Source organism: Actinomyces sp. Z5 (assembly GCF_003287795.1).
Lineage (GTDB): Bacteria > Actinomycetota > Actinomycetes > Actinomycetales > Actinomycetaceae > Actinomyces > Actinomyces glycerinitolerans.
In genome coordinates, this window is record NZ_QMIN01000001.1 from 20,582 (window position 1) to 43,714 (window position 23,133).

Annotated in this window: 20 protein-coding genes; 14 read left to right on the plus strand and 6 right to left on the minus strand. The window is 64.2% G+C overall.

The annotated features are described in order from the left end of the window. Positions 1-14: 14 nt before the first annotated feature. From DRB06_RS00065 to DRB06_RS00105, 9 genes are all read left to right on the plus strand, one after another. On the plus strand, positions 15-1,328 hold the full coding sequence (locus DRB06_RS00065; protein WP_220092942.1) for an ABC transporter substrate-binding protein: 1,314 nt from the start codon (positions 15-17) through the stop codon (positions 1,326-1,328). 61 nt (positions 1,329-1,389) lie between these two features. Continuing rightward, positions 1,390-2,331, plus strand: a complete 942-nt coding sequence (locus DRB06_RS00070) for a carbohydrate ABC transporter permease (protein WP_108968718.1) — start codon at positions 1,390-1,392, stop codon at positions 2,329-2,331. Beyond that, a complete protein-coding gene (locus tag DRB06_RS00075; RefSeq protein WP_108968716.1) occupies positions 2,328-3,185 on the plus strand; it encodes a carbohydrate ABC transporter permease in 858 nt (285 codons plus the stop codon). The genes DRB06_RS00070 and DRB06_RS00075 overlap by 4 nt, the downstream gene beginning before the upstream one ends. 41 nt (positions 3,186-3,226) lie before the next feature. Next, a complete protein-coding gene (locus DRB06_RS00080; protein WP_199912516.1) occupies positions 3,227-4,258 on the plus strand; it encodes a LacI family DNA-binding transcriptional regulator in 1,032 nt (343 codons plus the stop codon). A gap of 328 nt (positions 4,259-4,586) precedes the next feature. After that, positions 4,587-5,711, plus strand: a complete 1,125-nt coding sequence (locus DRB06_RS00085) for a Gfo/Idh/MocA family protein (RefSeq protein ID WP_108968714.1) — start codon at positions 4,587-4,589, stop codon at positions 5,709-5,711. Between the two features lie 207 nt (positions 5,712-5,918). Next, positions 5,919-6,935, plus strand: a complete 1,017-nt coding sequence (locus tag DRB06_RS00090) for a sugar phosphate isomerase/epimerase (protein ID WP_111818814.1) — start codon at positions 5,919-5,921, stop codon at positions 6,933-6,935. 1 nt (position 6,936) lies between these two features. Next, a complete protein-coding gene (locus DRB06_RS00095; protein ID WP_073328951.1) occupies positions 6,937-7,329 on the plus strand; it encodes a DUF6379 domain-containing protein in 393 nt (130 codons plus the stop codon). Between the two features lie 64 nt (positions 7,330-7,393). Then, on the plus strand, positions 7,394-7,816 hold the full coding sequence (locus DRB06_RS00100) for a DUF6379 domain-containing protein (protein WP_111818815.1): 423 nt from the start codon (positions 7,394-7,396) through the stop codon (positions 7,814-7,816). Between the two features lie 14 nt (positions 7,817-7,830). Continuing rightward, a complete protein-coding gene (locus DRB06_RS00105; RefSeq protein ID WP_111818816.1) occupies positions 7,831-8,832 on the plus strand; it encodes a TIM barrel protein in 1,002 nt (333 codons plus the stop codon). Between the two features lie 823 nt (positions 8,833-9,655). Here the strand turns inward: DRB06_RS00105 and DRB06_RS00115 are convergent. The 4 genes from DRB06_RS00115 to DRB06_RS00130 form a co-directional block, all read right to left on the minus strand. After that, positions 9,656-10,513, minus strand: coding sequence for a nucleotidyl transferase AbiEii/AbiGii toxin family protein (locus tag DRB06_RS00115; RefSeq protein WP_181575136.1), 858 nt, complete (start codon positions 10,511-10,513; stop codon positions 9,656-9,658). A 23-nt stretch (positions 10,514-10,536) separates the two neighbouring features. Further along, complete coding sequence (locus DRB06_RS16895) at positions 10,537-11,136, minus strand: type IV toxin-antitoxin system AbiEi family antitoxin domain-containing protein (RefSeq protein ID WP_111818819.1); 600 nt, start codon at positions 11,134-11,136, stop codon at positions 10,537-10,539. A gap of 89 nt (positions 11,137-11,225) precedes the next feature. After that, the gene (locus DRB06_RS00125) at positions 11,226-13,151 is read right to left on the minus strand and encodes an ABC transporter ATP-binding protein (RefSeq protein WP_111818830.1); all 1,926 of its coding nucleotides are present in this window, start codon (positions 13,149-13,151) and stop codon (positions 11,226-11,228) included. Positions 13,152-13,186: 35 nt separating this feature from the next. Further along, complete coding sequence (locus DRB06_RS00130) at positions 13,187-14,938, minus strand: ABC transporter ATP-binding protein (RefSeq protein ID WP_111818820.1); 1,752 nt, start codon at positions 14,936-14,938, stop codon at positions 13,187-13,189. A 244-nt stretch (positions 14,939-15,182) separates the two neighbouring features. Between DRB06_RS00130 and DRB06_RS00135 the strand changes: the two genes are divergently transcribed. From DRB06_RS00135 to DRB06_RS00155, 5 genes are read left to right on the plus strand one after another with little or no spacing between them, the layout of a single operon-like run. After that, positions 15,183-16,544, plus strand: coding sequence for an ABC transporter substrate-binding protein (locus DRB06_RS00135; protein ID WP_146750755.1), 1,362 nt, complete (start codon positions 15,183-15,185; stop codon positions 16,542-16,544). Further along, positions 16,544-17,443: a carbohydrate ABC transporter permease gene (locus DRB06_RS00140; RefSeq protein ID WP_083565597.1), complete on the plus strand. Its 900-nt coding sequence runs from the start codon at positions 16,544-16,546 to the stop codon at positions 17,441-17,443. Before DRB06_RS00135 ends, DRB06_RS00140 begins: the two co-directional genes overlap by 1 nt. A gap of 7 nt (positions 17,444-17,450) precedes the next feature. Then, complete coding sequence (locus DRB06_RS00145) at positions 17,451-18,275, plus strand: carbohydrate ABC transporter permease (RefSeq protein ID WP_073328964.1); 825 nt, start codon at positions 17,451-17,453, stop codon at positions 18,273-18,275. Positions 18,276-18,278: 3 nt separating this feature from the next. Further along, positions 18,279-19,277, plus strand: a complete 999-nt coding sequence (locus DRB06_RS00150) for an alpha/beta hydrolase (RefSeq protein ID WP_073328966.1) — start codon at positions 18,279-18,281, stop codon at positions 19,275-19,277. Next, entirely contained in the window at positions 19,274-20,338 is a 1,065-nt protein-coding gene (locus DRB06_RS00155; RefSeq protein ID WP_073328969.1) for a helix-turn-helix domain-containing protein, read from the plus strand. Before DRB06_RS00150 ends, DRB06_RS00155 begins: the two co-directional genes overlap by 4 nt. A 47-nt stretch (positions 20,339-20,385) precedes the next feature. Here DRB06_RS00155 and gtfA read toward each other — a convergent pair whose 3' ends face one another. Both gtfA and DRB06_RS00165 read right to left on the minus strand, forming a co-directional pair. Further along, a complete protein-coding gene (gene gtfA, locus DRB06_RS00160) occupies positions 20,386-21,846 on the minus strand; it encodes a sucrose phosphorylase (RefSeq protein ID WP_111818822.1) in 1,461 nt (486 codons plus the stop codon). After that, positions 21,843-23,066 carry an MFS transporter gene (locus tag DRB06_RS00165; protein ID WP_111818823.1) on the minus strand — a complete coding sequence of 408 codons (1,224 nt, stop codon included), beginning with the start codon at positions 23,064-23,066 and terminating at the stop codon, positions 21,843-21,845. The genes gtfA and DRB06_RS00165 overlap by 4 nt, the downstream gene beginning before the upstream one ends. Positions 23,067-23,133: the final 67 nt, after the last annotated feature.

Genomic DNA, 23,133 nt, shown 5'->3' on the forward strand with positions numbered 1-23,133 from the left:
TGGAGGACACCCACATGAGTATCCGTAAGTCCGTGGCCGTCCTAGCGGCCGTCACCCTCACAGGGGCGCTTGGACTCAGCGCCTGCGGTTCCGGATCTGGAGGCGACTCGGCCGACGGCGTGACCGAGCTCTCCATCTACATCGACTCCGACCCCTCATCGATCGCCCTGTGGGATCCGCTGGTGGAGTCGTTCAACTCCTCCCATGAGGACATTCAGATCTCCTACGAGACCCACCCCTCGGGATCGGAGGGGGACAACCTGATCAAGACGCGTCTGTCTACTGGCGATATGAACGACCTGTTCTGGTACAACTCCGGTTCGTTGTTGAAGGCATTGAGCCCCGACTCCACGCTCGTGGACCTGTCCGATCAGGCGTGGGCAAGTAAGGTCGACGACAACTGGACGCAGGCCGCCTCCACCGACAACGGCCTGTACGGCCTGCCGGTCGGGGCGTCCTTTGCCTTCGGCATGATCTACAACAAGGATGTCTACTCCGAGCTTGGACTTGAGGTGCCCAAGTCCTGGGACGAGTTCATCGACAACAACGAGAAGATCGCCGCTGCCGGTATCACCCCGGTTGTACAGACCTACTCCGACACCTGGACCTCGCAGGTCATGGTCCTCGGTGACGCTGCCAACGTGCTGGCCGCAGACCCCGACTGGGCCGAAAACTACACGGCCAACAAGGCCAAGTACGCTGACGAACCCGCTTTCGCCGGTTTCCAGCACCTGCAGGACGTCTATGACGCCGGCTACCTGAACGACGACTTCGCCTCCGCAACCTACGACGACGGCGTCAAGATGCTCGCCGAGGGCACGGCGGCCCACTATCCGATGTTGACTTCGAATGTATCCGCCGCCATTGGTGAGAACTATCCGGACGCTGACTCCTCGCTCGGTGTGTTCGCGATTCCTGCGGACGACGCCGCCAACACCACGCTGACCATTGGTACGCCGAACGGCATGTACATCCCCAAGAGCACGGAGGGCGAGAAGCTTGAGGCCGCCTACGAACTCCTTGACTGGCTGGCCACGCCGGAAGCTTGCACGGTAATGGGCTCGGCGATCACGGTCGGCGGTCCGTTCGTCATTGAAGGCTGCGAGCTACCGGAGACTGCCACCTCGTTGGTCGATGACATGACCCCCTATTACGACGAGGGCAACACCGGCCTCGCGCTGGAGTTCCTCTCGCCGATCAAGGGGCCCTCGCTCGAGCAGATCACCGTGCAGGTGGGCTCAGGCATCTCTTCTGCGTCCGAGGGCGCTGCCCTATACGACCAGGACGTTGAGAAGCAAGCGCAGCAGCTGGGCCTCGAGGGCTGGTGACGCGTGAGCCTTGTGTGGGGGCGGGGCAGAACCCCGTCCCCACACTTCACTCGGAGGAATCATGACTGCTATCACTGCATCAACGGTGTCGAGCGGCGCCTCGAAGAACAAGACTCATCTAAAGAAGATGAAGAAGAAGGGGCGGGGCCTGGACAAGTACTACCCGCTGTACTTCCACATCCCCGCAGCGCTGTTCTTCGTCATTCTCTTCCTGGTTCCGACGGCCGCCTCGTTCTACTTCTCCCTAACGCGCTGGACTCTGTTCGACATGGAGTTCATCGGACTGGACAACTTCGTCCAGTTCTTCAAGGAGCCCTCCCTGGTGAAGGGCTTCATCAACACCTTCATCTACGCCTTCGTCACTTCAGGCACAAAGGTCGTGCTCGGGCTCGCCCTCGCCGTGCTCCTCACCTCCCAGGTCTTCGGCCGCAACTACCTGCGGTCGGTCGTGTTCTTCCCCGTGCTCGTATCTACGATCGGGGTCGGCGTCACCTGGAAGGTGCTGCTCGATCCGCAGGACGGCCTGGTCAACCGGGCCCTCGCCCTCGTCGGAATTGACGGTCCCGGCTGGCTGACCGATCCCAACCTCGCGCTCTTCTCCGTCGCCGGTGTCGACGTCTGGAAGGGGGTTGGCCTGGCCACGGTCATCTACATCTCCGGCATTGTCGCCATCCCTCACGAGTTCGTCGAGGCCGCGAAGGTGGATGGTGCCGGTGCCTGGCAGATTTTCAAGAACATCACCTTGCCGCTGTGCCGTCCGGCTACGGTCACCGTCATCATCCTCTCCCTCATCGGCGGGCTGAGGTCCTTCGACCTAATCTGGACCATGACCCGCGGCGGCCCCGGATTCTCTTCCGACGTGATCGCATCGGTCATCTACAAGCAGTATCAGGCCGGCTTCTACGGCCTGTCGACGGCGGGCAACGTCGTGCTGTTCCTCGTCATTGCGGTGATCGTGATCCCCCTCAACACGTGGCTGAACAGGAAGGGCAAGCAATCATGAGTGTCACCGCAGCATCCGCCGGAAGGCGGCGTACTCGCAAAGGGCTGGTCCCGGGGATCATCGCCATCCTTGTCAGCGTTGTGGTCTTCATCGTCCCGTTCGTCTTCATTGTGCTGACCGCGGGGAAGACGCAGAAGGAGGCCTCCCTGCTGGAGTTCTCATTGCCCACCCAGTGGGCCTTCGTGGAGAACTTCAAAACGGTGATCGCCACCCAGGACTACGTGCTGATACGTGCCTTCGTCAACTCCGCCGTCGTAACAGTGCTTGCCGTGGCGATCCAGGTGATCCTGGGCGCGATGGTCGGCTACGTCCTGCAGCGGCGCCAGTCACGGTGGAACGGCATCATCAATCTGTTCGTCATGATGGGGCTCATCATCCCACCGGCCGTCGTCCCGACCATCTGGGTACTGGATGGCCTAGGGCTGTACAAGACCCTGGCGGGGCTGATCGCCGTCCACGTGGCCTTCGGGCTCTCGTTCTGCATCCTGCTGTTCCGCGCCTTCGTCGAGACGATCCCGCGAGAACTGGACGAGGCGGCAGTGATCGACGGCGCTGGTCCGTTGCGCCTGTTCTTCCGGGTCATCTTTCCACTGCTGAAGTCGACGATCGTCACGGTGATCGTGGTGCAGGCGGTGACCGTTTTCAACGACTTCACCTACGCCTTGTACTTCCTGCCCGGGGCCGGCAACGAGACGGTTCAGCTCACGCTGTACAATTACCAATCTCAAGGCCTGAACCAGTGGAACCTCCTGTTCATGGATGTCCTGCTGATCACTATCCCGCCGCTGATCATGTACGCGTTCTTCAACCGACAGATCCAGGAGGGGATGACGGCGGGCGCTGTGAAGGGATAATGCGGACCGACGTGCTCGGGATGGGAGGAGGTGTTCTAGAGGTGCCCACGCGAACGCAGCGGTCGCCGCGTCTGCGCGATGTCGCGGATCGCGCCGGGGTGTCCCTTGGTACCGCGTCGAACGTCCTCAACCATCCCGAGCGCGTGTCCCCCGCAGCCATAGAGCGCGTGCGGGCGGCGATCGATGAGCTCGGGTTCGTCCGCAACGCCAACGCCAGCACGCTTGCCTCCGGCCGATCTGGCGCATTGGGGCTGGTCGTCATCAACCTTTCGAACTCCATGTTCGTTGACGTGGCTAGGGGAGCGCAGGCTGCGGCCCGTGCGGCCGGCCATAACCTGTTGCTTGCGGACAGCGCTGATGACTTCGGTGCCCAGGGGAGCAATGTGGACTCCTTCAACGAGGCCAGGGTCGCCGGACTGCTTCTGGCACCCATGCAGGACTCCTCGGAGCATGTGGCCCGGCTCAAGGTGCGCGGTATACCCGTGGTACTGATCAACTACGACCAGGGGGACGAGGACCTGTGCACCGTCGTCGTCGACAACGAACAGGTCGGCTACCTGGCCGTCCAGCACATGCTGGATATTGGTTGCAGGCGGATCGCTTTCGCGGCAGGCGGTGACGAGCAGTACCAACCGGTTCGGCTGCGACGCAGGGGGGTACGCCGCGCGATGCGCGAAGCCGCCGGAGCCGCCTCCTTCGAGGAGATCATGGCCGGTGGAGTGAAAGAGGGTGACGGCTTGGCCGTGGCACAGCAAATCGCCGGCCGCGGCCCCGAAACCCGCCCCGACGGGATTATTGGTGTGTCGGACTCGCTCGCGTCTGGACTGGTAGAGGGACTGTGTGATGCGGGCATTGCGGTTCCGGGTGATATTGCCGTCATGGGCTGCGACCGCAACAGCTCCGCGGGGGACTGCCGAGTGCCGCTGACCAGCATCACCATGAAGGGGCAGGAGATGGGGACTGCGGCCGTGCGCCTGCTCCTGGATGAGATGGATCGGGACGGATTCCATGTTCACCAGCGGGTTGTGCTCACTCCGGAGTTGATCGTGCGGGGGTCGACGGTACGTGCGTAGGCCTGACTCATTGGTACGGCCTTGTACCTCGTGCTCGTAATGGGCTTGGTGAGTGTCCGCCGTTGCGGCTTTCTGCTGCCGCCCCGGGAAACGCAATCGCGAGCTGGTCCGGTGTTTACTCCTGCCCACGAAAACCTAGGCTGCTCGCGGGTGAGGGCGGGCATGCCCACCTTCCGTAGCCACTTATGCACGCACGAGGCGCAAGTGTGCGTGTGTGGGCTTGGGTTCGGCTGTGGCGGCCGAGTTGAATCGATCCTGTGAGGCGGGAACGCATCCTGCCGGGCCCAGCCACCGCCGGCGGGCTCAACCCGAACACAGGAGTTCAGACATGAGCAAGAAGCTTCGCATCGGCATCGTGGGCCTGGGATTCATCGGAACCCAGAAGCACCTGGTGGGCCTGGCGCAGCACAAGGACAAGTGCGAGATCGTCGCCTTCTGCGACTTCGACATTGAGCGCGCCGAGGCCGGCAAGGCTCAGTGGGGCAACACGGACGCCTACACCACCACCGATTACAAGGACCTCGTGAGCGACGACTCGATTGACGTCATCCACGTGTGCACTTGGAACGCGAACCACTGCGAGATCACCTGTGCCGCCCTGGAGGCCGGCAAGCACGTCATGGTGGAGAAGCCCATGGCCGTCACCGGCGAGGACGCCCGCAAGATGCGCGACACCGCCAAGCGCACCGGCAAGAAGCTGACCGTCGGCTTCCAGTACCGCCAGCGCGAGGAGTACCAGTTCCTCAAGGCCCTGGCCGACGAGGGCAAGTTCGGCGAGATCTACGCCGCCAAGGCCCACGCCACCCGCCGTCGCGGCGTGCCGATCTGGGGCGTGTTCACCGACAAGACCAAGCAGGGCGGCGGCCCGCTCATCGACCTGGGCGGTCACTCCATCGACGTCGCCCTGTGGCTGATGAACAACTACGACGTCGCCTCCGTCACCGGCGTGGTTAACTACAAGCTGGCCGACAAGCCCGAGGGCAACATCGGCGGCGAATGGGACCCGGCCACCTACGAGGTCGAGGACTCCGCCTTCGGCTTCGTCACCTTCAAGAACGGCGCCTCCCTGTTCGTCGAGGCCTCCTGGGCCCTGAACATCAAGGCCGCCCGCGAGGGCTGCATCACCATCATGGGCACCGAGGCCGGTGCCGAGACCATCCAGGACCCGGCCGGCTCGGCCAACCTGATCGTCGACGTCAACTCCATCGAGGGCGGTAGGCAGGTCAACACCGGCTTCGGCGAGGGTGGAGCCTACTTCTCCGCCGGTGCCGCCGGCGAGGCCCAGACCGGCTTCGCCTACATGGGCGGCCTAGAGGCCGGCCTGTGGCTCGACGCCATCCTGAACGACACCGAGCCCTACGTGACCGCGGACCAGGCGGTCGTCGTCACCGAGATCCTCGACGGCATCTACAAGTCCGCGGCCCAGGGCGGCAAGCCCGTCTACTTCGACTGACGGCCCGACGGCGTCGCTCCCCCGGCCGGCCGGGCGCGCAGGCCCAATGGAGCCGACGCCGTCGCCTCCGAAATAACACGCCGCACCGTCCCGGCGCCGCCTCACGGCTCGCCCGACGGACAGCAACAGGTTCGGCCCCGGTCCCCACCGCGGGGCCGGGGCCGAACCACACTCACCCGCAATCCGCACTCAGAGAGGAGCGCATCAATGACCTCACAGATCAAACGCGGAGTCAGCCTGTACTCGTACCAGCACGAATACGTTCACGGCACCATGGACCTCGAGGACTGCGTCGCCGCAGCCGCCAAGGAGGGCGCGCTTGGCATCGAGACCCTAGGCGAGCAGATGATCCCCGGCTTCCCCTTCCCCGGTCAGCCCGATCTGCCCGACTCCTTCTACTCCTGGTGGCAGGACCTCATGGCGAAGTACGGCACCACGCCGACCGTCCACGACATGTTCCTGGACACCAAGCGCTACCGCGGCCGCCTGCTCAACCACTCCGAAATGGTCGACTCCCTCAAACGGGACATCCGGCACACCGCCAAGCTGGGCGCCAAGGGCATCCGCATCATCGTCAACACCCCGCCCGAGGTCGTCGAGTCCGCCGCCCCCTACGCGCGCGACCACGGCGTGTGGATGGGTGTGGAGGTCCACTCCCCATACTCCTTCGAGGACGACTGGATCAAGCGGCATCTGGAGGTCGCCGCGCGCGTGGGCTCCGACGTCGTCGGCTGCGTGCCGGACATGGGCATCTTCGTCCATAAGCTGCCGCGCGTCGTCGTCGACCGGGCCCTGCGCGACGGCGCCGACCCGGAGCTGGCCCACGAGATCGTGGACACCTACAACTCTCACGGCGACACCCAGGCCCTCTTCGACCGCCTGGAGCGGCAGGGCGTCGACGGCGTCACCCTGGGCCTGGCCCGCAACGGCATCCACATGATCGCCCAACCCGTGGACTGCCTGCGCGACCACGCCGAGTTCATCAAGCACATCCACGCCAAGTTCTACGAGATGCACCAGGTGGAGGGCTTCGACTACTGGCACGAGTACTCCATCCCCTACCACGAGATCGTCCCCGTCCTGGACGAGATCGGCTACGACGGCTACCTCTCCAGCGAGTACGAGGGAAACCGCCACATCGAGGACGCCGAGCCCGTCGACTCCGTCACGCAGGTCGCCGCCCACCAGAACATGCTCAAGGCACTGATCGGGAAGGAGAACTGACATGTTCGACGAGATGATCATTCGCGAGGGAAGCGTCCGCAACGTCACCGGCCCCGACGGCGAGGTGGTGGGCTTCTCCTTCGAAGCCCACATCCCCTACTACCGCGGCCTGGGACTGTCCATGATCGAGACGCCCGACGTCGTCGTCGACGGCGAGGCGGTGCCCGCGGAGGATCTGCGCTTCACCTACGACGGCGTGACCCGCACCTTCGCCGAGCTCGCCGACGTCTCGGACGTGCGCTGGGAGCTGCGCACCTTCGCGACCATCACCGTGCTGCGGCCCGGCGGCCTGACCCCCGGCGAGCACGACGTGCACGTGAACCTGCGCCTGCGCGTGTCCTACCTGCCGTTCGTCTCCGAGAACCGCTTCACCCGCAGGGTCGCGGTGGCCTGAAACAGTGTTCACCTCACTGCTGCCTCACTAGCTACCAAACTCGAACCAACCGAAGGAATCACCCATGCCCACCAAATTCATGAAGCTCGGCTTCGACGAGCAGGTGCTGCGCCGGCTCGCCAACGACTCCGACGGCTACGTCCTCGACGTCGGCCTCAACTACTACCGCGGCACCCCGATCTCCGCCGTCGAGCGGATGGAACTGAGCGTCGACGGCGAGCGGGTCGACGACGACCGCATCCTGGTGGAGATCAACGGCAAGTTCCTGCGCCTTAAGCAGGTGCCGCTGGCCTTCACCGAGTACTGGGGCGTCAAGACCCCGATCCGCCTGCACGTGACCGGCGAGCCGCTGGCGGCCGGGCCGCACGACGTCGACTTCGTGTGCGAGGCGCGCGTCGTCTACATGCAGTTCGCCTCCGGCGTCTACGGAATGTTCGACGCCTCCGCATCCGCCACCCTCACCGTGGCCGAGAACTCTGAGAACTGAGGAGCAAGACCACCATGGCAACGATTAATGGAATTGAACAGGGCATTTCCTGCTACAGCTACACCCAGGAGTTCATCGAGAACGAGGACTGGAGCATTGACACGATCTTCGAGCACGTCGCCGCCAAGGGCGTCAGCAAGGTGGAGCTGGTCGGCGCCCAGACCTTCCAGCAGTACCCCACCCCGCGGCCCGAGGAGATCGACGCGGTGCTGGCCGCCGGCGCGAAGCACGGTGTGGAGGTCTTCTCCTACGGCGGTTACGTGGACCTGGGGCGCATCACGGGCTACCAGATGAGCCGGGAGGACATCCTCTCCGACATCCGCCTGGACATCATGACCGCCCGCAGCCTCGGCGCGAAGTATCTGCGCGCCACCGGCTTCGAGCCGGAGCTCGCCCCCGCCGTCAACGACCTGGCCGAGCGCTACGGCGTGCAGATCGGCTTCGAGATCCACGCTCCGCACACGCCGGCCGACGCCACCACCCGCGGATTCATGGAGACGATCGAGAAGAACCGGCTCGAGTCCTTCGGGCTGGTGCCCGACTTCGGCATGTTCATCGAGCGGCCCACCGAGATCGCCATCAACCGCTACGTGGGCCTGGGCGCCAAGCGGGAGACCCTCGACTGGATCATCGCCAACCGCCACAACGGCATGACCGAGGAGGAGATGCAGGAGCACGTCGCCAAGAACATGGGCGGCGGCGAGGGGGAGAAGGTCGCCATCTCCGAATGGTTCGGCTACCTGTCCTTCGCGCCGGCGGAGCTCGACTCCTTCGCCGCGATGGTGCCGTATGTGAAGTACGTGCACGGCAAGTTCTACCACCTGGAACTCGACGCGGACGGCAAGGTCTTCGAGCCGACGATCCCGTATGAGAAGGCGCTGTCCATCCTGGCCGACGGCGGCTTCAAGGGCGCCTTCATCTCCGAGTATGAGGGCCACGCCTTCTACCTCAACGACGCCGACGAGCAACTCGACCGCCACCTGACCCTCGGGAAGAGCATCCTCGAGAGCCTGTGACGGACCGTCCTCGACAAGGGCGGGCGTCGCCTCGGTGAGAGGGGCGGGCGCCGGTTGGCAGCATTGACGCCGCCGTCGGCCCCGGCCCCTCTCGCCGAGATCGGTTGAAGTTACGTGCTGAGATCGATTGAAAAGGACGGCTGCTCTGGCGAATGGGGCGGCGCGAATGATGTGGGAGTGGCCCGTCGGTTCTCCCTGAGACGCAAAGGAGCGTGTCATGAGTAAAGTGCAGGAACGGAAACAAGAGACGGCGTCTGCGGGGCGGTGGCCTCGCGACGGCGAGTCGCGCCCGTGGCGTGGTACCTGATCGCACTTGCGGTGTTGGCGCCGGTGTCTGCCTGGAGCATTGTGCTTGATGATTGGTTCGGGGATGAGAACACACGCGCAAGTGTGATTTCCCTGTTCATGGTCGTGTTCATCTTGGTTGTGGGGACGCGGGTGCACAAACGGACTCCGGCACGGCAACGGGTCGTGCTACGAATGGCTGAGAACAACGGGGCGGTCTTGCTAGTCTCACTCGCCGTAGTGGTCTGGCTGGGCTGGGGTGAGGTGCCTCCGATCCTCGCCGCGGTGCTCGGGGCGGCGCCGTTCCTGACCGGCCTTTGGGGTCTCCATTCCCTGCGGAAGGCTGCGGCGTAGAAGCGTCGTTGTGCCGTCGTCGATCGACGCGCTTTGCGGTGCTACCCATATCGGCACAGGAGCGGGCTGCGTGGGATCCGCAATCGTGCGCAGCCCGCTCCAACGCTGCGTCGCGCGGCCCCGGCCGATGGCGCCGAACCTCAACGTGGGTTCGGTGTCGATGAACCTCTGCGCAATGCCAGAATCACTCTTTCCCATTACTGTTAATGTCATCAGGGACGTGGATGAGTGCGCGCTGGTAGGTGCTGTCAATGAGCGCTATCGCGTCATCGTAATTGCTCGCTTCTATCCGCAACTCTGCTGCCATTTCCTCGTAGGCTGCACGCCAGAAACCAGGTGGGTTTGTCGGCGAGCGTGGCGGCAACTCGCCGTCGCGCGCATCAAATACGCGACGAAGAGCCTCGCCGAGACGTTTCGGTGCCAGCAGGTCCGCCTCTACGAGAAGAACCAGATCCACCAAATCCTTCACCCTTGACGAAGGGCGATCGTGTGCATATGTCCGTGCGCAGGCGTGTAGTTTCTCGGCGGCCTGTTGATTTGGGTCAATAGCGGCTATCGTTATCGCTTCGCACCCTTGAAGTTCTGGAATTACCGGCTCAACTCGGAGTTGGTCTGCAGTATCGCCCATATCTGCGGCATTTGTTACCACGTCAAGCCTGACTGAACAGATCTCGCTGTTGTCGAGCAGGGCTCGCGTCGTGACCCTCCACGTCTCACCGGCGTTGCCGTCTGCAGTCAAAGTCTTAGGAGTGCTGACCGTAAATGTCATCCGGTCGCCAAGATCTTGGTCGAGTATTTCGTCAATCAGGTCTTGGACCTCGACGGCAGTCAGTCCGTTCTGAATGTCGTGAACGACGAGGTCAAGATCCTTCGTGGTTCTTGCATGCAGGCCAAGTCGCAGTTCCATCGCGTAGCCGCCCTTGAGTACCCATCTGGGATCCGTAGCGAATCGTGCAAGCAGTCGTTGAAAGACGAAACGCTTGATGACGACGTTCGGATCGACGCCGAGACGGCGGCCCTCGTTTGACAGGCGCTGGGTCACCGACTCCTTGTACGAACTGTCTCTCACTGTATCTCCTCAACGGCCGTGGAAACGGCCCGTTCGAGTCGTAATGCCGCCCGATTGTTGAGTCCTGCCGCTCGGTTACGCAGACGACGCGGAGTAATCACCCCGTTGGCGAGCGCCTCACGGACGGCTTGGGTCAGATGCTCCTGTGAGGAGGTGGAGGAGGCGACGTCGGCAAGCGTGCGTTCCACCGTGGTGACCCTCCAGCCGTCCCGGTCCTCCCTATCGCCTGGGGGTACCGCGCCTTCGTGAATGGAAAGGATGCCGTTTCGTTCGCGACGACCGCCGGGCACCGTTACGTTGATGCGTGCCGGGTTCGCATCGGACAGGTCATGGACTGCCAGGGCGGTTTCGTGTGAGATAACGGCGTCTCGGCCGAGCCTGAGGCAAGCGCGCACGTACTCGTCATCTGCTGAGGGTGGCCAGTTGGGCAGCCGGAACACCCCACGATCAACGCGGACCCAGTTTCCGCGGTCTGCATGGTACTTCTGTGCCTGGTAGGAGTATCCGACGTCTAGGGCTTGAGCCGCTGTGAAGAAACCGTGCTGACGGAAGGCGGTACCTTCCAACGAGCGGCGGAGGTCAGTCCGGGTTGACATGTGACAAGTGTAGCAGGGAAACTACAGAAAAACTTTAGTTACTCGTAGCGTATGTTGCATGAAACTAAAGGAGGGCTTAGGTGGAACGCCTACTCCAGTTCGAAGGCGCCGGTGTAGAGCTGGTAGTAGGTGCCGCGCTGCTCGATCAGCTGGTCGTGGCTGCCGCGCTCAATGATGCGGCCGTGGTCCAGCACCATGATCGCGTCCGAGTTGCGCACCGTGGACAGCCGGTGGGCGATCACGAACACCGTTCGCCCCCGCATGAGGTTGTCCATGCCGGCCTGCACCAGCGCCTCGGTGCGGGTGTCGATGGAGCTGGTCGCCTCGTCCAGGATCATCACCGGCGGGTCGGCGACGGCGGCGCGTGCGATCGACAGCAGCTGCGCCTGCCCCTGGGACAGGCTTGAGCTGTCGCCCGAGATCACCGTCTGATACCCGTGCGGCAGGCGCCGGATGAAGCCGTCGGCATTCGCCAGCTTCGCCGCCGCGATGCACTCCTCATCGGTGGCGTCCAGGCGCCCGTAGCGGATGTTGTCCATGACCGTGCCGGTGAACAGGCGCACGTCCTGCAGCACCACGCCCAGTGAGCGGCGCAGGTCCGCCTTGGCGATCTTGTTGATGTTGATGCCGTCGTAGCGGATCTTGCCGTCGTCGATGTCGTAGAAGCGGTTGATCAGGTTGGTGATCGTGGTCTTCCCGGCGCCGGTGGCGCCCACGAAGGCGATCTTCTGCCCCGGCTCGGCCCACAGGGAGACGTCGTGGAGAACCTCCTTGACGCCGTCGTAGGAGAAGTCGACGTGCTTCATAACGATCTCGCCGCGCAGCCGCGTGTAGGTGACGGTGCCGTCCGCCTGGTGGGGGTGGCGCCAGGCCCACACGTCGGTCTTGTGGTCCGCGGGCTGAACGCCGCCGTCGGCGGTCTCGACGGCGTCGACCAGACCCACATAACCGCCGTCCTGCTCGGGCTGCTCGTCGATCAGGGCGAAGACCCGGCCGGCGCCGGCCAGGCCCATGGCTATCAGCGCCACCTGCTGGGAGGCCTGGTTGATGGTCTGGGACAGCTGCCGCACCATCGTCAGGTAGGAGACGATGATGCCGACGGTGATGGTGCCCATGCCGGCGAAGCCGATGTTGGTCACCTGCAGCTGAATGAGCAGGCCGCCCACCATGGCGATCAGCACATACAGCAGGTTGCCGAGGTTGCCCATGACGGGGCCGAGGATGTTGCCGTACTGGTTGGCCTTCTCCGAGTCGGCGAACAGCTGCCGGTTAAGGGCGTCGAAGTCGGCCTTGGCGGCCTCCTCGTGGTTGAAGACCTGGACCACCTTCTGCCCGCCCATGATCTCCTCGACGAAGCCCTCCTCGGTGGCCAGCGACTGCTGCTGGGCGACCATGTAGCGCGACGAGTTCCCACCCAGGTTGCGGGTGGCGCCGACCATGATCGCGGCAACTACCAGTACCAGGATCGTCAGCCACAGGCTGTAGTAGAGCATCATCGCCAGCATGGCGGCGAGGGTCAGGGCGGACTGGATCAGGGTGGGCACCGACTGGCCGATCAGCTGGCGCACCGCGTCGGTGTCATTGGTGTAGGTCGACATGATCGCGCCGTGGGCGTGGGTGTCGAAGTACTTGATCGGCAGGGACTGCATGCGGTCGAACATGTCGTCACGCATGTGCTTGAGCGAGCCCTGCGTGACCACCGCCATGATCCGCGAGTACAGGAAGTTGGTGAGCACGCCGAGCGCGTAGACCACGCCCATGGCGGTGATGATCCGCACCAGCGTGGGCATTACGGCGTCCAGGCCCGTGCTCAGCCCGGGGGTGATCACCTCGTCGACCACCCGCTGCATGAAGATCGAGGCGACGGTGGAGGCCACCGAGGCGATCACGATGCTGACGGCGACGACGATCAACTGCCACGGGTAGTAGCGGAAGACATAGGCCAGCAGCCGGCGGGCCGGGTGTTCGATATGCGGCAGGTCGTGCGGGTCCGGCTGGTCGGCGTCGGGACGCAGGTCCCGGGGCTGCTGATTGCGGGTGCGCGCCACGGTCACGCCACCTCCTGCGTCTGGCTGGTGCGGTTCTGGGATTCGTAGATCTGCTGGTACTCGCCGCCCAGGGCCATCAGCTCCGCATGCGTGCCGCGCTCCAGGATGCGGCCGTCGTCGAGGACGATGATATGGTCGGCGTGCTCCACGGAACTCAGGCGCTGGGCGATGATGATCTTGGTGGTGTCCGGGATCTCCTCGGCGAAGGCGCGACGGATGAGGGCGTCGGTGCGGGTGTCGACGGCGGAGGTCGAGTCGTCCAGGATCAGGATCTGCGGCTTCTTCAGCAGGGCGCGGGCGATGCACAGCCGCTGCTTCTGCCCGCCGGAGACGTTGGTGCCTCCCTGCTCGATGCGAGTGTCGTATCCGTCGGGGAACTGACGCACGAACTCGTCGGCCTGGGCCAGCTCGCAGGCGTGGATGAGTTCCGCGTCGGTGGCGTCGGGATCGCCCCAGCGCAGGTTCTCCTTGATGGTGCCGGCGAACAAGACGTTCTTCTGCAGCACGACGGCGACCGCGTCGCGCAGGCTCTCCAGGTCGTATTCGCGCACGTCGACGCCGCCCACGCTCACCCGCCCGGAGGTGGCGTCGTACAGGCGGGAGATTAGTTGGATGAGCGTGGTCTTGGCCGAGCCGGTGCCGCCCACGATTCCGAGGGTGGAGCCCGACGGGATCGTCAGGTCGATGCCGTGCAGGACGTCGGCCTCGGCGTCGGCGGCGTAGCGGAAGGAGACCCCCTCGAAGCGGACCTCGCCGTCGGGAACCTCCTTCAGGCCGCCCGTGGGGGAGGTGAGGGTGGGGCGGTGCTCGATGACCTCGGCGATGCGGTTGGCGGACTCCACCGACATCGACACCATTACGAAGATGAACGCGAGCATCATCATTGATGCCAGGATCTGCACGCCGTAGGTCATCAGGGAGGAGAACTCGCCGGTGGTCAGCTCGGTCGCGCCGCTGGCCACGACCACCCGGGCGCCCAGGTAGTTGACCAGCATCAGTGCCACGTAGATGAAGAAGACCATGATCGGGCCGTTGAGCGCCAGTATCTTCTCGGCGTAGGTGAAGTCCTTGCGGACCTCCTGGGAGGCGGCGCGGAACTTCGTCTTCTCGTGCTCCTCGGTGACGAAGGACTTCACCACCCGGATCGCGGAGAGGTTCTCCTGCACGGAGTTGTTCAGGGCGTCGTACTTCTTGAAGATCCGCTGGAAGATCGGGAACACGTAGGCGGCGAGGCCAACCAGGGCGCCTCCGAGGAAGGGCAGCATGATGATGAAGATCAGTGCCAGGCGCGCATTGATCGTCAGCGCCATGATGATGGAGAAGATCACCATCAGGGGCACGCGCACGGCCACCCGGATGATCATCTGGTAGGCGTTCTGCACGTTGGTGACGTCGGTGGTCATGCGGGTGACCAGTGACGACGTCGAGAAGCGATCGATGTCCGCGAAGGAGAACTCCTGCACCCGGTAGAACAGGTCCTGGCGCAGGTTGCGGGCCAGGCCGGCGGCGGCGGTGGCGGCGCGCACGCCGGACAGGACGCCGCAGGCGAGCGAGATCATCGCCATTAGCACAAGCACCAGGCCGATCCGCAGGATCGGACCCATGGACTGGCCGGTGAGGGTGTCGATGAGCTCGGCCATCATCAGGGGCAGGATGCACTCGAGTCCGGCCTCGCCCACCATGAACAGTGGCGCCTGCAACGATGCCTTCCTGTACTCGCGCAGGCTGCGCATGAGTATGCGTACGGTCTTCACAGAGGTCTTCTACCAGCTTCTCGGTAGATTAGGTAGTGGCCTTCAGTCGTGATTTGTGCCTGGCGGGGACAACTGTGACGGACTCCGGTGAATGCGGCCGACCTCGGCGAGGGCCGCGGCACCCTCGGGACGCCCCACCGCCATTCGGCGGTGGGAGGCGCCGAAACGGAGACCACATGGCGGCGGCCGCGCAGGTCGCTCCGGAAGATGATCATCCTGTCAACGACGACCGAAGGAGTCAGACGTGAGTGCGAAGCACCTTCCTCTTATGAATCGCCGTCGCATGCTGGGTACCAGTGCCGTGGCGCTGGTTGCGGCCGCAACCGCCGCATGCTCGGCGCCGGGATCCGGCGGAGCCTCCGCCGAAGGGTCGGCGCCCGAGGCCGTCTCCACGACCTTGCCTACCGAGTCCGTGAAGATTCGCATCATGACCAGCACCGAGGCCGCTGACGCGGTGACGGCTCTCGGCGAGGCTTTCACCGCTCAGCACAATACGGTGACCTTCGAGATCACTGCTGAGGCGAATGCTACACTGGCACAGAACATATCCCGCATCCTCACCCGCAACGATCCTCCCGAGTTGTGTTTCATGCCGGCGCTGAGCGCCGCGGCGAAGGATAAGATTGTTACCAACATGGATCCCTATGCGGAGGCCTACGGCTGGGACTCCTGGTCCCAGCCGCTGCTCGCGATCGCGCGAATGGACGACAGCGGTCAGCGGGGCGTCGGCTCCCTCTACGCGGTAGGAATCGGCTACAACGTCACCGGTATCTTCTACAACAAGGAGCTCGCCTCCGAATTGGGCGTTACGATGCCGCCCGCCACTGTGGACGAGTTCGACGCCGCCTGCGCCGCCGCGGTAGCCGCGGGCAAGAAGGCCATCGCCATGGCCGGAAAGGACGTGGGGACCCCCTACCTCCTCCAGATGCTCCAGAACGCCTACGGCGACTCGCAAGAGATCAACGACTGGATCTTCCAGAAGTCCGGGGCCACCTTTGTCCAGCCCGCGATGATTGAAGCCGCCACGAAGATCCAGGAATGGGTCGGCAACGGGGTCATTCCCTCCGACGCCGTTTCGGTCGACTACTCCACCTCAATGGCCGACTTCCAGGCCGGCGATGCGCTCTTCGTCCCCAACGGCGACTGGGAGGCCCAGCGACTCGCCTCGGTCATGGGGGACAAGGTCGGCTTCTTCCTCTTTCCAGGAGCCCAGGCGGGTGCCGATCTCAAGGCGATGGCGTCTCCCGCCAACTACGTCATTCCTGCCACCGCTGCGAACAAGGACGTCACGGCATACTTCCTCAACTGGATTCACACCGATGAGTCAGCGCGTCAGATGGTTGTCGACGCGATCGGCTGCTCCCCGGGCGGCCCCACCGACCTGCCCGTACCCACGAGTGATGTTCAGCTGGTCCAGGAGACCACCCAGGCATTCAACACCGTTCTCGAATCCGGAGGGGCGGTGGACTTCATCGCCAATGCAACTCCGGGAATCGGCATGGGTGTCATGACCCCCGAGTGCCAGGCTCTTCTGCTCGGAAAGACCACGCCCGAAGAGTTCGCCCAGGCCATCCAGGACGGGTACGAGCAGGAGTTGAACGGCTGATGGCACAGGCAGCCACCCGGGCGCGCCGACCCCGGTCTTGGAAACGAACTCTCATTGCCCTCGCCTTCCTCGCTCCGGCGGCGGGCCTGTACGGGTGGCTCATCCTGGGGTCCTTCGTGCGTGCCATCCAATACTCCTTCTACGACTGGAACGGGGTTGGGGAGGCCACCTTTGTGGGGACGAAGAACTACGTCGACATCTTCACTAACGCGTCCAAGCTCGTGACGCTGCTGCACTCCTTCGAGTTGATGGTGTTCTTCACCGGCGGAACCTTGGTCCTTGCGTTGGCAGCGGCGGCGCTGACCGGGCACGTCGCCCGTCGACGGGGCGGCGATTTGGTACGAACCGTACTGTTCCTCCCTCAAGTTATCCCCATGGCCGCCTCCGCCATTGGCTGGAGCTGGATCTACTCGCGCGAGGGGCTGGTCAACCAGATCCTCGACGCCGTCGGACTCAGTGGCATCACCAGGGCCTGGTTGGGCGATACAAAGACTGCCCTGGTTGCAATCGGGTTCATCGGGACTTGGGCCCTGCTGGGTATCACGACAATGATGCTGTCCTCCGGCATCACCAAGATCGACCAGGGACTCTACGAGGCCGCCCGTCTGGACGGTGCCAACGCGTGGCAGGAGTTCCGTGCGGTGACGCTTCCGGGCCTGCGCAGGGAGATCGTCGTGTGCGCCACCATGACCATCATTGCCGCGCTCGCCAGCTTCGACATCGTCTACATGACCACTCAGGGCGGTCCGGCGCGGGCCACCATGGTGCCAGGCGTCGAGGTCTACTTCCTTGCCTTCAGCCAGCAGAAGGTCGGTGCCGCCGCCGCCATGGGAATCGTCCTCATGGCCGTGGTCCTGCTCGTCATCATTCCGCTACAGAAGCTCAGCTCGAAGGATTGACGTAACCATGCGCATTTCACGCCGTGAGCGGTTCTCAGGTTCTGCCCTTCTCATTGCCCTGGCCATCTACACTCTCATGCCCTTCGTCGCGCTGCTGTCTGTAGCTTTGGCGCAACCGGGGACGTTGCCCGCCGGGATCTCCTTCACGGGCGCTCTGCACTGGGAAAACTTCGCCACCGCCTTCGAACTGGCCAAGTTTCCGACACTCATGCTCTCCAGCGCTCGGCTCGTCATCATTGTGGTGCCCCTGGTCCTACTCTTGTCGACCATGGCGGCCTACGCCCTTACCTGGCTGAAGGTGCCCGGATCCGCGATCTTCTTCCTGGTCTTCCTCGCGGGCCTGACCCTGCCCACGGAGAGCCTTGTGACGCCGCTCTACATCACCATGCGGGACCTTAATCTGACCAATACCGTGTGGAGCGTGGCGCTGCCGCTGGTGGCCATGCAGATGCCCTTCGGCGTGTTCTGGATGCGGACGCATTTCCTCGGCGTCCCTGGGGCGCTCGAGGAGTCTGCACAGGTCGACGGCGCTGGACCAGTCCGCACGTTCGTCAGCATCCAGCTGCCGATCGCCAAGGCCTCGTTGTCCACCCTGATGGTTATGAGCTTCCTGTGGACTTGGAACCATTTCATGCTCACCGTAGTGATGATCGACGATCCGTCTCAGCGAACTGTTGGGGGTGCACTCGCTGGCTTTCAAGGGGCCTATGCCACAGACGTCGTCATGCTGTGCGCCGCGGCACTGCTGATGATGATCCCCACGCTCCTGGTATTCATCGTCTTCCAGCGTCAGTTCAAGCAAGCGCTGCTGCAGGGCTCGGTGAAGGGTTGAACCATGGGTGAGTTGTTTTGCCGTCAGGTTCCGCTGCGTCCCGCCTATGACGCCGAGTTGGCCGGCGCCCTGGCCGTGCGAGGCTTTGTACCCATGCCCTTCGACGCGGACGCCCTGGAGGCTATGAGGACCGATATCCGCGGTTTCTCCGAGGAGATCCGCGAGGGCTACGAGGCCAGGGGCTACGTGGTCGAGGATCTCACGGTCCCCGCGGCTGACGGATACCCAATCGGCCTGGTACACACCCACGCCGCGGGGGCCAGGGATCTGCGCCCGTGCGTGTTCTACATTCACGGCGGCGGGATGATGGTGGGTACGCCCTGGGACGGCGTGACGGACTTTGAGGGCTGGATTGACGACTTCGGGGCCAGCGTCTTCAGTGTCGACTACCGGTTGGCGCCGGAGTTCACCGCCCCCACTCTGGTAGAGGACTGCTACACCGCCCTGTGCTACGTGGTCGAGCACGCCCAGGCGCTGGGGATCAACCCCGAGGCGATCGTCGTGGCCGGCATGAGCGCCGGCGGCGGGCTGGCTGCCGGCACCGCCCTGCTCGCCAGAGAACACTCAGGCCCTCCGCTCGCTGGTCAGTTGCTTATGGCGCCGATGCTCGACCCCGACGCAGACGGTGACTCCGTTCGGCAGGAGCCCCTGACGGGACCGTGGTCCGCGGAGGAGAACCGGAGGGCCTGGTCGATGGTCCTGGCCGGTACGGACCCAGGGGAGGTCAGGTTCAACACTCCCGGCCGGGTGAAGGACCTGGCGGGGTTGCCGCCTGCCCTGTTGGAGGTGGGCTCGGCCGAGACCTTCCGCTCCGAGGTCATCGACTATGCAGCCCGCATCTGGCGGGCAGGTGGCTCCGCCGAGCTGCACGTGTGGGACGGCGGCTACCACGGCTTCGAGAACCATTTCCACACCTCGGTGGGGCGGGCGGCGTTGGAGTCCCGTAACAGCTGGCTGGGGCGGATATTCGGCTACGGGCCCCAGGATAAGGTGGTTGGGTGAGGGACCTTCTGTCCAGGCTTGCCGCCCGGGATACCGAGGCCGGCGTGGCACTGCGTGTTCTGGATTATTTCGACAGTCTGGATGGCAGCGGTGCCGGGCCGGAGGCGTACTTGCGCGGGGGTGCCGCACTGACCGGGTCGGTGACGGGGATGAGCCTGCAGGACCGCGGGATCGACATCCGCGTCGACCCCGCGGGGCGTCGTCTGCCCAGCAGGTCGACTGGTCCCGAGTCCGGTTGGCCGACGGCGTGCGTCTCGCCGGACACCGGAAGCCGAATTTGGGTGGAGAATCCCGACCCCAGCACCACTGATCGCCTGGTACTTGAACGCCTGGTTCAGGGGGTGAGTCGCTGGCGCGACCGCATGGACTCATTCGCCCCCAGCCCCGCCCAGGCTTGGTCCATCCTCCTCAATGACCCGGTAGCCGCCGACCGGCGGGTCCAACTCATTAGCTCACTGCGGCTGGATGCCAACCGGACATATCGGGTCTTGGCGACCACGAAGATATCCGGAGCCGATCAGTTGAGTGCCACGACCGATATCGGTGCCGTCCGGGTGTATGCCGTCATTCAGCCCGCCTCGATCAGGTTGGACTCGGAATTCCCCGGTCACCGAGGTGGGGCCGGCCCGGCGGTGGCACCGACGGATATCATGGAGTCGTGGAGTCGAGCGCGAACGGTGCTCCGTATGGCCCCCTTCGGCAAGCTGTTGGAATGGGACCGCTTCAAGGTGATCGCCCCCCTGTTCCTCCATGCCATGCCGGAGGACGTCATGACCGATCCCACGGTGCAGCTCATCACCGCTGAGCAGATCCCGTGGCTCGAGGAGACCGTGACCGCCCTGACCAGGGCCAAGTCCGTGCGGGGCGCCTGCGTCGAGCTGGGCCTGCACCACTCCACCGTGCAGAAGCGCGTCGATCGCCTTCAGGACACCTTTGACCTCGACCTGAGTAACTCTCGTCATCTGTTCTACCTGTGGCTGGGATGCGTGGCCCAGCGCTTCGCCGTCTTCGGCACGGAACTGGACCCCTGGGCGAGGAGCGGAAATCAGGCGGGGTCCTGAGCCGGGGCCTCCCGGGCGCGCCGTCGGCCGTCCCCGTCGGTGAGGTATCAGGACACTAGTACCTGGCGCCAGGGCTCGTGCCGCCGCCGTGCCTTGATGACGAAGGAGTGGTCGGAGAAGTCCGCCTCCAGTAGTACCGCGCAGGCTCCGTCATCCCATTTGACGCTGATGCGCCCCTGACCCTGCTCCGAGACGTAGCAATGACCGTTGAAAGCTGGGAAGGTGTTGCGCAGGCGCAGAGCGGCCAGGAGCGTCTGCACCGCAGGGCGGGTGACTGCCTGCGCGATCTCCGCCTCCGAGTAGTCGTGTCGGTTGGCGGCGCGGGGATCACCGACCCGGTCCAGCGCCGCGATGTCGTTTGCGCCGAAGAGTGCCCCGACGTAGTACAGCTGTGGGATCCCGGGAACGAAGAGTTGGAAGACACGGGCGAGGAGAAAAGCGGCGTCGTCCTCCCCCAGAGCCGAGTAGTAGGTTGTCATCAACTGGTAGCGGACCTTCTTCCCGTCCCGGTGTATCGCCGGGAGAGCGGGACCGTGCCCCTTGAGGTTTGCCGTGTTGGCGTCGACCCGCTGTGAGACCAGGTCGATCTCCTCGTCACTGAGCAGGCCGGCGACGTCTACCACGCCGATTCCGTCGTGTGTGTCCAGAGTGGTGAACTGGCGGCGGGGGCAGATCTCCAGCCAGTGTATGAGATGGTCCGTGCGCCCGGTGAACAGAGCATGCAGAGTAAGCATGGGCAGGGCGAAGTCGTAGACCCAGTGCCCCTTGCGGGACATCTTCATCTGCGTGCGGTAATTCTCATGAATCTCAGGGAGCATGACGGTGCCGTACGGCTTCAGGGGCTTCAGACCGATTTCGAGGACTTCCCAGACATCGGGCTCGACGAAGAAGCAGCTGGTGCCGGGGCGTTTAGTGGCATAGGCGAAGGCGTCGAACCGGATGGCCGCCACGTGCTGGGCCAGCCGGCTGAGGTTGCGCTCGTAGTACGCCTGGGTGGCGGGGTCGTAGGGGTCGATGTCAACCTGCTCGTCGAAGAAGGTGTTCCAGATCCGCACGCTCCTCCCGTCCGCTCGCGTGAACTCCTTGACCGGGCCACCCGGCTTGCGTCGGTAAAGAAGCTCCATGTCCTCGTCCGAGGGCTCCCCCTCGGGCCAGAACTCGTCCCAGTCGATGAACATCGATCGGTAGGTGGAATCATCTCCGCGTGCCATGTAGTCGAGGAACTCCCGGGAGCGGATCGAGGCATGGTTGAGCATGAAGTCAGCCATGAGGAAGTAGTCCTTGCCGAGGGCGTCGATGTCTGACCAGTCGCCGAAGGCGGGGTCGACGTCGTCGTAATCGATGACCGCGAAACCGCGGTCCCCCGAGGAGCGGAAGAAGGGCAGGATGTGGAGCCCCCCGAACGCTCCGGGTAGGTGAGTGTCCAGGGCGGCACGCAGGCGCATCAGGTTGCCCCCCAAAGAGTCCGCGTAGGTGATAAGCATGGCCTGGTTGACGACGGGCTTCATGATGAACTCCGATCATTCGGGTTGTTGGTCTGATGGGATAGACTGCGCCGGCCATAGGCGAGGAATACGACCATACCGATGGCCACGGGGACGATAAGGGAGAGATACATGATCTGATACGAGGACACCGCTGAGGCGCCCGCGTCACGGAGCTGGGAGACGATCGAACCGGCAACGACCGGCATCACCAGATAGGCGAGGTCGACGCCGATGTAGTTGGTGTTGCTGGCTATGCCCCTTCGCGCCGGCTCAACGCTGATTAGGCACCAGGTCTGGACCGCGGGCTGGCAGATGCCGTAACCCAGGGCCGAGAGCACTCCGGCCACCAGAAACATGGCCAAGGAATGCGCCTGGCTGACGACGACGAACGCGAGGCCGAAAACCGCCATGCCTGGCACGATGACGACAGCCAGGCCGTGTCGGTCCGAGATGCGTCCCGCCAAGGGACGCGAGATCACGATTGTGAGGGCGTAGGCGGTGAAGAACGTACCTATATCGGCGACTCCGACGGACTCGCCGAGCAGAACGATGAAGGCGTTGATGCCCGAGTATGCCCCTGCCAGGAAGAAGATTACGATGGCCGGGACCACCGCCTCGGGTGCGATAACGGATCGCCAGGAGAAGGACGTGCCGTCGGTGCGTGCCGGCGGAGGAGCGGGGGATAGCGCCCAGGTCATCAGGAAGGCGATCGCGATGAGGCCTCCAGAGGCCAGGAAGGTTCCCCGGTAGCCGATCACGTCTAGGAGCCAGAGTCCCGTTGACGGGCCGACGGCCGTGGCCACCGCCTGGCCCAGGGAGAAGACCCCAATGCCCTGCGCCATGCGCTCCGCCGGGAGAGCCTGGCTGGCCAGCGACAGGGTGACCGGAGCCAGGAATCCCATTCCTGTTCCGTGCAGGAGACGTGCCACGAACAGGCCCGTGACACTGTTTGCCGAGGAGTAGAGGATGAAGGCAGCCATGAGAATCAGAAGCGTGCCCGCAAGCAGCCATTGGCTGCGAAGACGTAGGGTGGCCGGTCCGACCAGGGGACGAACCGCCAACGCCGTGATCGCGAAGGTCCCGGTGACCACGCCGATGACCACGGCCGAGGCGCCCAGGGACTCGGCGAACTTGGGCACCAGCGTGATCATCATGTACTGCGCGAAGTTGATGATGACATTAATGACGAAGATGATGGTGAATCCAGTCGACCAGATGCGTTGGTTGTTGACTGCGGACATGCGTGACCTCGATGCCCCTCACGGAGGCGCTCTGGTACGGACGGGAACTGCTCGGGCGCGGGGCGCA